General features: G+C 71.9%; 11 protein-coding genes. 7 read left to right on the top strand and 4 right to left on the bottom strand.

Annotation, left to right across the window (positions count from 1 at the left end; translation table 11 throughout):
- The first annotated feature begins 11 nt into the window (after window positions 1–11).
- The 3 genes from P8A20_RS24675 (at window position 12) to P8A20_RS24665 (ending at window position 2,217) form a co-directional block, all read left to right on the top strand.
- A complete protein-coding gene (locus P8A20_RS24675; protein ID WP_306104279.1) occupies window positions 12–491 on the top strand; it encodes a DUF5990 family protein in 480 nt (159 codons plus the stop codon).
- A gap of 404 nt (window positions 492–895) precedes the next feature.
- Complete coding sequence (locus tag P8A20_RS24670) at window positions 896–1,561, top strand: GVDTG sorting domain-containing protein (protein ID WP_306104278.1); 666 nt, start codon at window positions 896–898, stop codon at window positions 1,559–1,561.
- Between the two features lie 23 nt (window positions 1,562–1,584).
- Complete coding sequence (locus P8A20_RS24665) at window positions 1,585–2,217, top strand: class F sortase (RefSeq protein ID WP_147963331.1); 633 nt, start codon at window positions 1,585–1,587, stop codon at window positions 2,215–2,217.
- Window positions 2,218–2,284: 67 nt separating this feature from the next.
- Here P8A20_RS24665 and P8A20_RS24660 read toward each other — a convergent pair whose 3' ends face one another.
- Window positions 2,285–3,076, bottom strand: coding sequence for a sulfite exporter TauE/SafE family protein (locus tag P8A20_RS24660; RefSeq protein WP_306104277.1), 792 nt, complete (start codon window positions 3,074–3,076; stop codon window positions 2,285–2,287).
- A 149-nt stretch (window positions 3,077–3,225) separates the two neighbouring features.
- Here P8A20_RS24660 and P8A20_RS24655 point away from each other — a divergent pair, with 149 nt between their 5' ends.
- The 4 genes from P8A20_RS24655 to P8A20_RS24640 all read left to right on the top strand — a co-directional run bounded on the left by P8A20_RS24655 (window position 3,226) and on the right by P8A20_RS24640 (window position 8,709).
- Complete coding sequence (locus tag P8A20_RS24655) at window positions 3,226–4,482, top strand: NAD(P)/FAD-dependent oxidoreductase (RefSeq protein WP_147963333.1); 1,257 nt, start codon at window positions 3,226–3,228, stop codon at window positions 4,480–4,482.
- The gene (gene nirB, locus P8A20_RS24650) at window positions 4,482–7,067 is read left to right on the top strand and encodes a nitrite reductase large subunit NirB (RefSeq protein ID WP_306104276.1); all 2,586 of its coding nucleotides are present in this window, start codon (window positions 4,482–4,484) and stop codon (window positions 7,065–7,067) included. The genes P8A20_RS24655 and nirB overlap by 1 nt, the downstream gene beginning before the upstream one ends.
- Window positions 7,067–7,426, top strand: coding sequence for a nitrite reductase small subunit NirD (gene nirD / locus P8A20_RS24645; RefSeq protein WP_147963335.1), 360 nt, complete (start codon window positions 7,067–7,069; stop codon window positions 7,424–7,426). Before nirB ends, nirD begins: the two co-directional genes overlap by 1 nt.
- Before the next feature lie 116 nt (window positions 7,427–7,542).
- Window positions 7,543–8,709 (top strand): alkaline phosphatase PhoX, encoded by a 1,167-nt coding sequence (locus P8A20_RS24640; protein WP_306104275.1) that lies wholly within the window; start codon window positions 7,543–7,545, stop codon window positions 8,707–8,709.
- 56 nt (window positions 8,710–8,765) lie between these two features.
- On the opposite strand, the gene P8A20_RS24635 is transcribed toward P8A20_RS24640, so the two are convergent.
- From P8A20_RS24635 to ppdK, 3 genes are all read right to left on the bottom strand, one after another.
- Window positions 8,766–9,182, bottom strand: a complete 417-nt coding sequence (locus P8A20_RS24635) for a VOC family protein (protein WP_147963337.1) — start codon at window positions 9,180–9,182, stop codon at window positions 8,766–8,768.
- 147 nt (window positions 9,183–9,329) lie between these two features.
- Entirely contained in the window at window positions 9,330–10,334 is a 1,005-nt protein-coding gene (locus P8A20_RS24630) for an ArsR/SmtB family transcription factor (RefSeq protein WP_147963338.1), read from the bottom strand.
- Between the two features lie 481 nt (window positions 10,335–10,815).
- Window positions 10,816–13,527 carry a pyruvate, phosphate dikinase gene (gene ppdK / locus P8A20_RS24625; RefSeq protein ID WP_306104274.1) on the bottom strand — a complete coding sequence of 904 codons (2,712 nt, stop codon included), beginning with the start codon at window positions 13,525–13,527 and terminating at the stop codon, window positions 10,816–10,818.
- Window positions 13,528–13,675 lie beyond the last annotated feature (148 nt).

Raw genomic sequence — 13,675 nt, 5'->3', positions numbered from 1 at the left:
CGATGGGGCGCATGCAGATCCACATCGAAGCATCGGACCTCCCTGGCCGCGCCTGCGGCCCCGACACCGACTTCGCCGGTTTCGACAACATCCACGTCGGCGTCCAGCGCAAGGACCGGCTCGACGAAATGCTCGGCCTGCACCCCGGCGACGCGGCCCGCGCCTCCTGGACCCTGGACTGCACCGCCGTGTCCACCACGGAGGGCGTCGAGGTGTCGGGGCCGTACGTCCAGAACCGGCTCGGGGGGCGCTTCGTCTATCTGTCCTGGGGCACCGTCGACGACTCCGGCGCCTTCACCATGTTCCGCCGGGCCAAGCTGATGATGAGCGACATCGAGCCGGAGGTCCTCCGGGCGGCGGCGCGGACGGGGCACCTCACGGCTCGTCTGCGCCTGAGCGACGACAGGGGGCAGCCGCGGTGCGCCCGGGTGCGCCCGCCGGACGTCAGCTGGTCGGCGACGGAGGGCGCAAGCGGCGGGGGCGGGGCCTGAGGGGCGCGCGCAGGGAGGGGCCCGGTCGGCGGACCGGGAGGCGGCCCGGGAGGTGGGAGACATGACACCGCCCTCACCGGTCCCGGGGGGGGTGGGCCGGTGAGGGCAGTTGCCGTGGGGGCGGCCGGGGGGCTGCCGTCCCGTGGGGGGGTAGAGACCGTTTGCCCGACCGACCCGACCTCACTCCTGTGACCTGCGTCACATTCGCCGGTGTGGGAGATCACCCGATCGGCACCGGCCCGGCACCACGACCTCCGTCACCGCCGCGACCTGCGCGGGCCGGGCGGACGGACGTACTCCCCCTGGTCCGTACGGGTGAAAGCTGATGGTGCGTCAGCATGCGGACGGCGGGTCAGGCCCGTTACCTCGAAGGCAGGACACATCCGTCTGCCCGGAGGATTCCCATGCGCAGCCCCGCCCGCCTCGTGACCGGTACCGCCGCCGCGGCCCTCACCGCCGCAGCGCTCGGCCTCGCCATCCCGTCGGCCCACGCGGACGGCCTCGGCGGGCCGGAGCGGACCGCGGCGACGGCGGCACCCGATCCGGCGGACTGCGGATCCGTGGACACCACGGCGGAGGTCCCCTGCGACAGCGGTGGGGTGGCGGCCGACGACCCGGGAGGGGTCGAGGACGGCCTGGACCCACTGGCGGATCCGGGGGCCGGGGAACCGGAAGAGCTCGACGGGCCGGACCCGGCCGACGAGCCGGCGACGCCGGACGATCCGGCAGCGGTGTCGGGGCCTTCCTGGCCGCAGACCGAGGAGGGCGACACGGGAACCGGGGATGATGCCGGAGCGGTCGAGCGGCCCGGGACCGGGACGGGGACCCGTCCCGCACCCCCCTCGGAGACCGACCCCGGATCCGCGAAGCCGCCCGTGCCCCCCGGGCACAGGCCCACACCCGCGCCCAGCCCCAGCCGGCCCTCCGGGCACGTGGGTACGGGAGTCGGTGGCAGCGCCGCCCCCGACACCGCCCAGCTCGCCACGGGCGCCGGCCTGGTCGGAGCGGCGGCCGTGGCCGGTGTCCTGCTGCTGCGCCGAAGCCGCCGCGCGTACGGCACGCGCCGCTGAGGGCGGCCGGCGGAGGACGGGCCGTGGACAGGACGGCGCTCAAGGCCAGGGCCTGGGTGGTGGGCATCGCCGCGCTGTGCGGGACCTGGCTGGTCCACAACGGGGCGGCCGTCCGGACCGCCGCCCCCCAGCCGTCCACCGCCGAGGCCTTCACCGCCGGCGCCGAGCTCCGGCCCGGCACCCGGGTCGCCGAACCGCTGCGCCCCTCCGTCCCGGTCAGGATCCGCATCCCGGCCATCGGCGTGGACGCGCCCATGACCGGCCTCGGGCTTGGGCCGGACGGCAGCCTCGACGCACCGCCCACCGGGAACCGCAACCTCGCCGGCTGGTTCGAGGGCGGCACCCCGCCCGGCACGAAGGGCACCGCGGTGGTCGCGGGCCATGTCGACGACGCGGAGGGGCCGTCGGTGTTCTACTCCCTCGGGTCCCTCAAGAAGGGGGCCGAGGTCGAGATCGACCGCAGCGACGGCCGCACCGCCGTGTTCGCCGTCGAAGCGGTCGAGGTGTACGAGAACGACGCGTTCCCGGACGACCGGGTCTACGGCGCCACCCCGGGCGCCTCGCTGCGGCTGATCACCTGCGGCGGCGGCTTCACGCGCGAGACCGGTTACCTGGGCAACGTGGTGGTGTACGCCCACCTCACCGGAGCACGCTGACCGGCCCGGGCGCCCGCCGGGCCGACCGGGGTGCGCGCCCGCCGGTCCGGCCCCCGAAAGCGCCCGGTCAGGCCGTCCACTGGTCGAAGCCGAGCTTGGCGACCAGCGAGAACACCACGACCAGCAGCACCCCGCGGACGAAGTCGCTGCCCTTCCTGAGGGCCATCCGCGCGCCGAGCATCGCGCCCGCCAGATTGAATACGGCCATGAGCGCGGCCAGCTGCCACAGGACGGTCCCCTGGTAGGCGAACATCGCCAGCGCGCCGGCGTTGGTGCAGACGTTCACGATCTTGGCGTTGGCGGACGCGGTTACCAGGTCGAGGTGGAGCACGGCGGTCAGCGCCAGCACGAGGAAGGTGCCCGTGCCGGGGCCGAACAGCCCGTCGTAGAAGCCGATACCGCCACCGACCAGCACGATCGCGGTGACCGTACGGGCCCGGGTGACCTTCTCGCCCCCGCCGTCACCGGCCACCGCCGTGCCGAAGGACGGCCGCAGCATCACGAAGGCGGCGACCGCGAGCAGCACCACCATGATCACGGGGCGCAGCACGTCGCTGCTGATGCCGGCCGCGAAGAAGGCGCCGGTCATCGATCCCGCGAGCGCCATGAGCCCGATGCGTACGGCGGTCCCCACCTGTACCGGCGCCTTGCGCACGTAGGTGACGGCCGCGCCGGACGTGCCGACGATGGCGACGGCCTTGTTGGTGCCGAGGATGTGCGCGGCCGGGACGTGCGGCAGCCCCAGCAGCAGGGCGGGCAGGAGGAGGAGCCCGCCGCCGCCCACCACCGCGTCGATCCAGCCGGCCGCCGCGGCGGCCAGACAGAGGACGACCAGGGTGGTGAGGGTTGTCTCAGGCATGCTCGCGACTAAAGCAGATGGTGGGTACACCGTCCAACCGGCGGTGCACCGGCCCTCACAGAGGGCGCCGGGACACGCTGAGCGCAAGGTTCCTCCCGGGAAACAGGAGGGATGCGGTCGGGTAACACCCGCCGCGCACTCTCGTCGGTATGAGGACACAGTCGGAGAACGCGGCACGGGTGGTGGTGATCGGCGCCGGGATGGCGGGCGCACGGCTCGCCGCCCGGGTCCCCGGCGTCACCGTCGTCGGCGAGGAGCCGCACGCACCGTACAACAGGGTGCTGCTGGCCGAGGTGCTCGCCGGCCGGTACGAGCCGGACGTCATCGCCCTGCCGCCCGCCGAGGTGCGGCGGGGGGTGCGTGTCGTGCGGATCGACCGGGCGGAGCGCCAGGTGCTCTGCGACGACGGCAGCGTCATCGGCTACGGGCGCCTGGTGCTGGCCACCGGTTCCAACCCGGTGCTGCCGCCGCTGCGGGGCCTCGGCCACACGCTGCCGGACGGGGTACATCCCTTCCGCACCCTCGACGACTGCCTGGCCCTGCGCGCCGCGGCGCGCCCGGGCGTGCGCGCCGTCGTCATCGGCGGCGGGCTCCTCGGGGTGTCGGCGGCCCGCGCCCTGGCGGAGTGCGGCGCCCAGGTGGTGCTGGCCCAGCAGGGCGAGCACCTCATGGAGCGCCAGCTGGACGCCGAGGCCGCCGGGATGCTGCGCCGTCATCTGGAGACCCTCGGGGTCGAGGTGCACACCGAGTGCCGGGTGCGCGGGCTTCGCTGCACCGACGGGGACACCCCGGCGGTGCGGGCCGTGGAACTCGCCGACGGCTACGAGCTGGAGGCCGAGATCACGGTGCTGGCCTGCGGCGTCCGCCCGAGGACGGGGCTGGCGCAGGCCGCCGGGCTCGACGTCCGCAAGGGCGTCGTCGTGGACGACGAGCTGCGCACCTCGGACCCGTACATCCACGCGGTCGGCGACTGCGCCGAGCACGACGGGAAGGTCTACGGGCTGGCGGGCGCCGCGCTCGAACAGGCCGACGTACTGGCCGAGGTGCTGGCGGGCCGCCCCGCCCGTTACGGGGGCACCAGGGCCCTGACACGGCTCACCCTGCGGTCCCCCTCGGCCGCCCCCGCACCTTCCGGAGCCGCCGTCGCCTCCGGGACGTCCGGGGGCCTCGACCTGGCCGCCTTCGGCGACTCCCGCCCGATGCCCGGCGACGACGTGATCCGGCTGGCCGACGCCACCCGGGGCGCGTACCGCACGGTCGTCGTCAGGGGCGACCGGCTGGCGGGCGGGGTGCTGTTCGGCGATCTCGCCGCGGTCGGCACCCTCGCCCGGACCTGGCAGGACGACGACCCCCTCCCCGCCGACATGTCCCTGCTCCACCTGCTCACCAACGACGGAGGCTTCTGATGCCGGTGTCCACTCCCCCGACCGCCCCCACCGCAGGCGTGCCGACGATCGTGGTCGTCGGGCACGGCATGGTCGGACAGCGGTTCCTGGAAGCGCTCGCCGACCGCGGCCTGACCCCCGCGGCGGGTACCGCCAGGGTCGTCGTGCTCTGCGAGGAGCCCCGCCCCGCGTATGACCGGGTGCAGCTGACCTCGTACTTCTCCGGGAGGACGCCGGAGGACCTCTCGCTCGTCGAGGCCGGGTTCATGGAGCGCCACGGCATCGAGCTGCGCGTCGGCGACCCGGCGGAGAGCGTCGACCGTGAGGCGCGCACCGTCACCGCGCGCTCCGGGGAGACCTTCTCCTACGACACGCTCGTGCTGGCCACCGGTTCGTACCCGTTCGTGCCGCCCGTCCCGGGCAAGGACGCGGAGGGCTGCTTCGTCTACCGCACCATCGAGGACCTCCTCGCGATCGAGGAGTACGCGAGGACGGCGAGGACCGGAGCGGTCGTCGGCGGCGGGCTCCTCGGTCTGGAGGCCGCGGGCGCGCTGAAGGGGCTCGGACTCGAGACGCACGTCGTGGAGTTCGCCCCCCGGCTGATGCCCGTCCAGGTCGACGACGGCGGCGGCGCGGCGCTGCTGCGCACCATCGAGAACATGGGCCTCTCCGTCCACACGGGTGTCGGCACCCAGGAGGTCACCGCGGGCGAGGACGGCCGGGTGAACGGCATGTCCCTGTCGGACGGTTCCTCGCTGGAGACCGACCTCGTCGTCTTCTCCGCCGGCGTACGCCCTCGGGACCAGCTGGCCCGTGACTGCGGTCTGGCGGTGGGCCCGCGTGGCGGCATCATCGTCGACGAGGAGTGCCGCACCTCCGACAGCGCCGTCTTCGCGATCGGCGAGTGCGCGCTCGCCTCGGACGGCCGGGTCTACGGGCTGGTGGCGCCGGGCTACGAGATGGCACTGGCGGTCGCCGAGGTGATCGCGGGCAACGCGGCCTCCTTCACCGGCGCCGACCTCTCCACCAAGCTGAAGCTCCTGGGTGTGGACGTCGCCTCCTTCGGTGACGCCCACGGCGCTGCCGAGGGTTGTCTCGACGTCGTGTACGCGGACTCCCGCTCGGGTGTGTACAAGAAGCTCGTGATCGGCCAGGACGGCACGCTGCTCGGCGGTGTCCTCGTCGGTGACGCCGACCAGTACGGCACACTGCGGCCGATGACCGGCACGGTGCTGCCCGTCGCCCCCGAGCAGCTGGTACTGCCGGCAGGTGCGGGCGGCCCGGTCACCCTCGGCCCGTCCTCGCTGCCCGACGACGCCGTGATCTGCTCCTGCCACAACGTCACCAAGGGCGCGATCTGCGAGCACACCACGCTGCCCGAGGTGAAGAAGTGCACCAAGGCCGGTACCGGGTGCGGCAGTTGCGTCAAGGTCATCGGTCAGCTGCTGCCGCAGCCCGAGGACCAGGGGCTGTGCGGCTGCTTCGAGTACACCCGCAGCGAGCTGTACGAGATCGTCCGCACCCTCGGTGTCACGACGTACGCCGGGCTCCTCGACTCGCACGGCCGCGAGTCGGCCCGTGGGGGCGACGGCTGCGAGGTCTGCAAGCCCACGGTCGGCTCGGTCATCGCCTCCCTGGCCCCGACGGTCGGCGCGAGCGGCTACGTCCTGGACGGCGAGCAGGCCGCCCTCCAGGACACCAACGACCACTTCCTGGCCAACCTCCAGCGCAACGGCTCGTACTCCGTCGTGCCGCGCATCCCCGGCGGTGAGATCACCCCGGAGAAGCTGATCGTGATCGGCGAGGTGGCCCGGGACTTCGGCCTCTACACCAAGATCACCGGTGGCCAGCGGATCGACCTGTTCGGCGCCCGTGTCGACCAGCTGCCGCTGATCTGGACCCGTCTGGTGGACGCGGGCTTCGAGTCCGGGCACGCCTACGGGAAGTCGCTGCGTACGGTCAAGTCCTGCGTGGGGCAGACCTGGTGCCGCTACGGGGTCCAGGACTCCGTGAAGATGGCGATCGACCTGGAGCTGCGCTACCGGGGGCTGCGTTCGCCGCACAAGCTGAAGTCGGCGGTCTCCGGCTGCGCCCGGGAGTGCGCGGAGGCCCGCGGCAAGGACTTCGGGATCATCGCCACGGCGCAGGGCTGGAACCTCTACGTGGGCGGCAACGGCGGCGCGACCCCGCGCCACGCGGATCTGCTCGCCCAGGACCTTTCCGACGCCGAACTGGTCCGTCTCATCGACCGGTTCCTGATGTTCTACATCCGCACGGCGGACCGTCTGGAGCGCACCTCGACCTGGCTGGACCGGATCGAGGGCGGCCTGGACCACGTCCGGGACGTCGTCGTCCACGACTCGCTGGGCCTCTGCGACGAGCTGGAGCGGCTGATGGCCGACCACGTCGGCGGCTACCGCGACGAGTGGGCCGCGACCATCGACGACCCGGAGCGGCTGAGGCGCTTCGTGACCTTCGTGAACGCCCCCGACGCACCCGACCCCTCGGTCAAGTTCGTCCCGGAGCGGGACCAGGTCAAGCCCGACCTCGACATCCTCGCGGGCCCGGTGCTCGCCATCCGCACTCTTGAAGGGACATCCTCCTGATGACGACGCAGACACTCGGAACGACGCGGGACACCCGGACGATCCGGCTCGCGGACGGGGACGGCTGGCTGACGGTCTGCGACCGCGAGCTGCTGACCCCCGGGCGCGGTGTGGCGGCGCTCCTCCCGGACGGCCGTCAGGTCGCGCTGTTCGTGGACCGCTCCGGGCGGGTGTACGCGATCGACAACCGCGACCCCTTCACCGGTGCGTACGTCCTCTCCCGCGGCCTGGTCGGTTCCGCCGGGGGCCGGCCGTTCGTCGCGTCGCCGCTGCTGAAGCAGCGCTTCGACCTGGAGACGGGCGCCTGCCTGGACGACGACGAGGTCTCCGTGCCGGTCTTCACGGTCCGCGCGGACTGACCCCGCCCTGTTCATGACACGTTGGAGCTCCGGCAACCACGCGCCCCTACTGTCCTGACGTTCGACCCGCCGGGCCGACCGGACCGGCGGGCCAGCACGTCACCCGTGGAGTGATCGTGGAACGTCGGACCTTCTTGCGCACAGCGGTGATCGGCACCTCGGCGGCGGCTTTCGGCGGCACCCTGTGGCGGGGTGCCGCCTTCGCGGACCCCGCCCAGCCTGCCACCGGCCCCTACGGCGCGCTGCAGGCGGCGAACAGCAACGGCATCCTGCTGCCGAGCGGCTTCACCAGCAGGATCATCGCCCGATCGGGACAGACCGTCCCCGGCACCTCGTACACCTGGCACAGTGCGCCCGACGGCGGGGCCACCTTCACCGACGGCGGCGGCTGGATCTACGTCTCCAACGCGGAGGTGTCCGCGAGCAGCGGCGGCGGGGCGAGCGCGGTGCGCTTCGACTCCTCGGGGACCGTCACGTCGGCGTACCGCATCCTGTCCGGCACGAACACCAACTGCGCGGGCGGGCGGACCCCGTGGAACACCTGGCTGTCCTGCGAGGAGGTCACCCGCGGCTCCGTGTACGAGACGGACCCCTGGGGAGTGAACGCCGCCGTGCAGCGCCCCGCGATGGGCCGGTTCAAGCACGAGGCGGCGGCCGCGGACCCCGACCACGGCTACGTCTACCTCACCGAGGACGAGACGGACGGGCGCTTCTACCGCTTCCGTCCCACCACCTGGGGCAGCCTGTCATCGGGCACGCTCCAGGTACTGGTCGCGGGCACCGGCACCTCGGGCCCGGTGACCTGGACGACGGTCCCCGACCCGGACGGCTCGCCCACCCAGACCCGCTACCAGGTCTCCGGCGCGAAGGTGTTCAACGGCGGTGAGGGCTGCTTCTACGCGGCGGGCACCTGCTGGTTCACCACGAAGGGCGACAACCGGGTGTGGGCGTACGACGCGAACGCCTCGTCCCTCTCGCTCGTCTACGACGACTCGCTCGTCACGGGCGGCAGCGCCCCGCTGACCGGCGTGGACAACGTCACCCGTGCCGCCTCCGGTGACCTGTACGTCGCGGAGGACGGCGGGAACATGGAGATCTGCCTGATCACCCCGGACGACACCGTCGCCCCGTTCCTGCGGATCAGCGGCCAGTCGGGTTCGGAGATCACCGGCCCGGCCTTCTCCCCGGACGGCAGGCGGCTCTACTTCTCCTCGCAGCGCGGCACCAGCGGGAGCTCGTCCGGCGGTATCACCTACGAGGTGACGGGGCCGTTCCGCTCCTGATCCGCCCCGGGGCGGCGTCCACGGGGCCGGCTCCGTGAACGCTGCCCCGCCGTGCGTCAGGCCTGGCCCTCGACGGCGGCCGGGTCCATCCAGACGACCTCCCAGATGTGGCCGTCCGGGTCCTGGAAGGACCGGCCGTACATGAAGCCCTCGTCCATGGGGTCGTTGGCGGGCGACCCGCCGTTGGCCAGCGCGGCGTCGGCCATCTCGTCGACCTTCTCGCGGCTCTCCGCGCTCAGGGCGAGGAGCACCTCGGTCGTCCGGGAGGCGTCGGCGATCTCCTTCCTGGTGAAGTCCTTGAAGCGCGGCTCGCTGATGAGCATGGCGAAGATCGTGTCGCTGATGACGAGACAGGCCGTCGTCTCGTCGCTGAACTGCGGGTTGAAGCCGAACCCGAGCTTCGCGAAGAAGTTCTTCGTCGTCCCGAGGTCCTTGACCGGAAGGTTCACGAAGATCATCTGAGGCTGAGGCATGGTGTCCCACTCTTCCGTCCGGCACTCTGCGGTGCTCCGGCGCTCCCTGCGAGCGCCTACAAGGGGTTAGACGGCCGGGGGCCGCGAAACTCATCGGCCGAAGAAAGAACGTTCCTCTGCAACTGCCCCGCCGACCGGCCGCGCCCTTCAGGGCACCGCGATCGGGGCTCCGCCCCTGATCAGGGCGGCGCCCAGTGGCGTCAGGGTGTGCAGGACCGAGCTGCCGTGGCGCAGGGTGCGGACCAGGCCGGCCTCGCGCAGCACACAGGCGTGCTGGCTCGCCGAGGCCAGGGAGACACCGGTCCTGCGGGCCAGCTCGCTCGTCGTGCAGCCGTTGTCTATGGACCGCAGGACCGCCGAGCGGGTGTGCCCCACGAGCCGGCCGAGCCAGGGGCCGGGTTCCGGGACCGCCGGGGCCCCGGGGTGGGTGACCGGGTAGACCAGGACGGGCGGGAGCACCGGGTCGCGGTAGACGACGGGGGTGGTCCGGCAGAAGAACGAGGGCTGCAGGAGCAGCCCCCGCCCGTCGAGGCTCAGTTCCCGGTCGACGGGGTAGTCCGCCTCCAGCACCGGGGCGCGCCAGCGGATCATCGGCGGCAGGGTGGCGAGGAGTTCGTCCGCGCCGCCGTCCAGCAGGGCACGGCCCCGGACGGCCCGGTCGGCCTCGACGCTCGCCCGGATGTGCGGCCAGTACGGCTCCACGGCCGCGCGGTGGTAGGCGCGCAGGGTGGAGATGAGGCGTCCCAGCGGCTCCGTACGCCCCTCGGCGAGTGCCTCCGGCAGCGCGGGCCCGGAAGGCGTCCTGCGCGTGAGGAGGGCGCTCCCCGTCAGCAGTCCGGTCTCCGCGCGGATCCGGTCCACCGGGGTGTCGCGCAGCGCCTCCATTCCGGCATCCAGTCCGAATGGCTCCGAACTCCCCTGAGAAGGCGTCAGGAAGTCGGGGAAATAGCCGCGGGGTGGAACGACGGTGGACAGCAGGCGTGCTTCACCATTCAACCTGGTTCGGGATTCCTTCCGCCATTTCCCGAACACGGTGGAACCCCGCCGGTCCCTCAGCCGGTGGAAACTGAGAATGGTTTCCCACATCGCGTCCGGCCTCGTGGCCATCCGCACGCGCGAAAGGTCCACCCCGGACACATGGATACGCAGCACCGAACCCCCACCTGTTGCACCCGCAATTGCCCCCGCCGAAGCGTATGCACGGCGTCACAGGAGGTCACCACGGGGTTTCGGCCACAGTTGAAATGTCTCGCCCGTATCCCTGCCACCCGAAAAGCTGTACGACGTCGGGTGCGTTACCGGAGTCACCGAAGAGCGGGTGAGGGCCGTGGGGGGCTTTGCCCGTTCGGCGGCGGTGAACGATGGTGCGGCTCCGCACCCGGCAGGGGTAAGCGGGTGCGGTCCGGGGGTGGGGATCCCCGGGCCGCACCCAGGCCGCACGTCCTCGATTTGCGCATCGAACGGTGAAAAGCGAACCACTTCGAATGGTTCGCCGTTCAATTGACGAAGCGGCGGCACCCCCGCACAGGGTGCCGCCGCTTCCGGGTAATCCGGCTCCGCCGTCGGACCCCGATGAGGGTCTCTGTGATCCGCCGGCGGTGTCCGGAGTCGTGACGATCGCTCGAAGCAGAACTCAGCGGCTGTCGCTGCCCCGCGATTCGGCGGCGGCGCGGCCCGCTTCGAGCCGGGCGACCGGAATGCGGAACGGCGAGCAGGAGACGTAGTCCAGGCCCACCTCGTGGAAGAAGTGCACCGACTCGGGGTCACCGCCGTGCTCGCCGCAGATTCCGAGCTTGAGGTCCGGGCGGGTGGCCCGGCCCGCCTCCACGGCACTGCGTACGAGGGCGCCGACGCCGTCCTTGTCGATCGTCTCGAACGGCGACACCCCGAAGATGCCCTTCTCCAGGTACGCGGTGAAGAACGAGGCCTCCACGTCGTCGCGGGAGAAGCCCCACACCGTCTGGGTGAGGTCGTTCGTGCCGAAGGAGAAGAACTGGGCGGCCTCGGCGATCTGACCGGCGGTCAGCGCCGCCCGGGGCAGCTCGATCATCGTGCCGATGCTCAGCCGCAGTTCCGTGCCGGTGGCCGCCTCGACCTCGGCGATCACCTGGTCCGCCTCCTCGCGGACGATCTCCAGCTCCTGCACCGTGCCGACGAGCGGGATCATGATCTCGGCACGCGGGTCGCCCTTCGCGTTCTTCCGCTGAGCCGCCGCTTCGGCGATCGCACGTACCTGCATCGCGAACAGCCCCGGGATGACCAGTCCGAGACGGACACCACGCAGCCCCAGCATCGGGTTCTGCTCGTGGAGCTTGTGCACGGCCTGGAGCAGGCGCAGGTCGTTCTCGTTGGCGTCCTTGCGGGACTCGGCGAGCGCGACCCGCACGGAGAGCTCGGTGATGTCGGGCAGGAACTCGTGCAGCGGCGGGTCGAGCAGCCGGACGGTGACGGGCAGCCCGTCCATCGACTCGAACAGCTCGATGAAGTCGGCCTTCTGGAGCGGCAGCAGCGCGTCCAGAGCGGCCTCGCGCTCGTCGTCGGTGTCCGCGAGGATCAGCTTCTCGACCATCTCACGGCGCTCACCGAGGAACATGTGCTCGGTGCGGCACAGGCCGATGCCCTGGGCGCCGAAGCGACGGGCCCGCGAGGCGTCCTCGGCGTTGTCCGCGTTCGCCCGTACCCGCAGACGGCGGACCCGGTCGGCGTACGCCATGATCCGGTGCACGGCGGCGACGAGCTCGTCGGCGTCGTCGGCGCCCGCGTGCATCCGGCCCTCGAAGTACTCGACGACCGGGGACGGCACGACCGGCACCTCACCGAGGTACACCTTGCCGGTGGATCCGTCGACGGAGACGAGGTCGCCCTCCTCCACCACGGTGTCCCCGACCGTGAGCCGGCGGCGCTTGGTGTCGACCTCGATCTCCTCGGCGCCGCAGACACAGGTCTTGCCCATGCCGCGGGCGACGACGGCGGCGTGCGAGGTCTTGCCGCCGCGCGAGGTCAGGATGCCCTCGGCGGCGATCATGCCGTCGAGGTCGTCGGGGTTGGTCTCCCGGCGGATCAGGATGACCTTCTCGCCCGACCGCGACCACTTGACGGCGGTGTAGGAGTCGAAGACGGCCTTGCCCACGGCCGCACCCGGCGACGCGGCGATGCCGCGGCCCAGCAGCACGCTGGCGGCGCCGTGGTCGAAGCGCGGGAACATCAGCTGGGCGAGCTGGGCCCCGTTGACCCGCTGGAGCGCCTCGGCCTCGTCGATGAGCCCCTGGTCGACGAGCTGGGTGGCGATGCGGAAGGCGGCGCCTGCGGTGCGCTTGCCGACCCGCGTCTGGAGCATCCAGAGCTGGCCGCGCTCGATGGTGAACTCGATGTCGCAGAGATCCTTGTAGTGGGTCTCCAGCGTCTCCATGATCTTCATCAGCTGGTCGTACGACGCCTTGTCGATCGACTCCAGCTCGGCGAGCGGCACCGTGTTGCGGATGCCCGCGACGACGTCCTCGCCCTGCGCGTTCTGGAGGTAGTCGCCGTAGACGCCCTGGTGGCCGCTGGCCGGGTCACGGGTGAAGGCGACCCCCGTGCCGGAGTCGGGGCCGAGGTTGCCGAAGACCATCGAGCAGATGTTGACGGCGGTGCCGAGGTCGCCGGGGATGCGCTCCTGGCGGCGGTAGAGCTTGGCCCGGTCGGTGTTCCACGAGTCGAAGACCGCCTTTATGGCCAGGTCCATCTGCTCACGCGGGTCCTGCGGGAACTCCCGCCCGGCGTCACGGGTGACGATCTTCTTGAACTGCTCGACCAGCTTCTTCAGGTCGGCCGCGTCCAGATCCACGTCGACCGTGACGCCCTTGGCCTCCTTCGCGGCCTCCAGCGCCTCCTCGAAGAGGTCGCCGTCGACACCGAGCACGGTCTTGCCGAACATCTGGATGAGGCGGCGGTAGGAGTCCCAGGCGAAGCGCTCGTCGCCGGCCTGGGCGGCAAGGCCCACGACCGAGGCGTCGGAGAGGCCGATGTTGAGGACCGTGTCCATCATGCCGGGCATCGAGAACTTCGCACCGGAGCGGACGGAGACCAGCAGCGGGTCGTCGGCCTGGCCGAGGTTCTTGCCCATCCGCTTCTCGAGCGCTTCGAGGTGCGCACCGACCTCGTCGCGCAGCTCCGCCGGCTCGTCACCGCTGTCGAGGTAGACCTTGCACGCCTCGGTGCTGATCGTGAAGCCCGGAGGGACGGGCAGCCCGAGGTTGGTCATCTCGGCGAGGTTGGCACCCTTGCCGCCCAGAAGGTCTTTCAGATCCTTGTTGCCCTCGGTGAAGTCGTAGACGAACTTCTGGGGATCTTTGTTTTCCGACACGGGTCTCGACTCCTCGAGGACGCGGTGGCTGCCCTGACGGCGAGGAACATACCCAGATCGAAGGTGTCGCGGTACGGCCACTTGCGCGTCGCGGGGGCTCAACCACCCGTCCGCCAGCAGATCGAAAGTAATGGGCCGGTCGCCCCCG

Origin of the sequence: Streptomyces sp. Alt3 (assembly GCF_030719215.1) — a bacterium.
Lineage (GTDB): Bacteria > Actinomycetota > Actinomycetes > Streptomycetales > Streptomycetaceae > Streptomyces > Streptomyces glycanivorans.
The sequence above is the reverse complement of the archived record's forward strand: the minus strand, read 5'-3'. Positions and strand labels throughout refer to the sequence as shown.

Excerpts from the sequence above, each read along its gene's own strand:
- P8A20_RS24675 (WP_306104279.1), top strand. The coding sequence starts at position 12 with ATGCAGATCCACATCGAAGCATCGGACCTCCCTGGCCGCGCCTGCGGC.
- P8A20_RS24670 (WP_306104278.1), top strand. The coding sequence starts at position 896 with ATGCGCAGCCCCGCCCGCCTCGTGACCGGTACCGCCGCCGCGGCCCTC.
- P8A20_RS24660 (WP_306104277.1), bottom strand. The coding sequence starts at position 3,076 with ATGCCTGAGACAACCCTCACCACCCTGGTCGTCCTCTGTCTGGCCGCC.
- P8A20_RS24655 (WP_147963333.1), top strand. The coding sequence starts at position 3,226 with ATGAGGACACAGTCGGAGAACGCGGCACGGGTGGTGGTGATCGGCGCC.
- nirB (WP_306104276.1), top strand. The coding sequence starts at position 4,482 with ATGCCGGTGTCCACTCCCCCGACCGCCCCCACCGCAGGCGTGCCGACG.
- nirD (WP_147963335.1), top strand. The coding sequence starts at position 7,067 with ATGACGACGCAGACACTCGGAACGACGCGGGACACCCGGACGATCCGG.
- P8A20_RS24635 (WP_147963337.1), bottom strand. The coding sequence starts at position 9,182 with ATGCCTCAGCCTCAGATGATCTTCGTGAACCTTCCGGTCAAGGACCTC.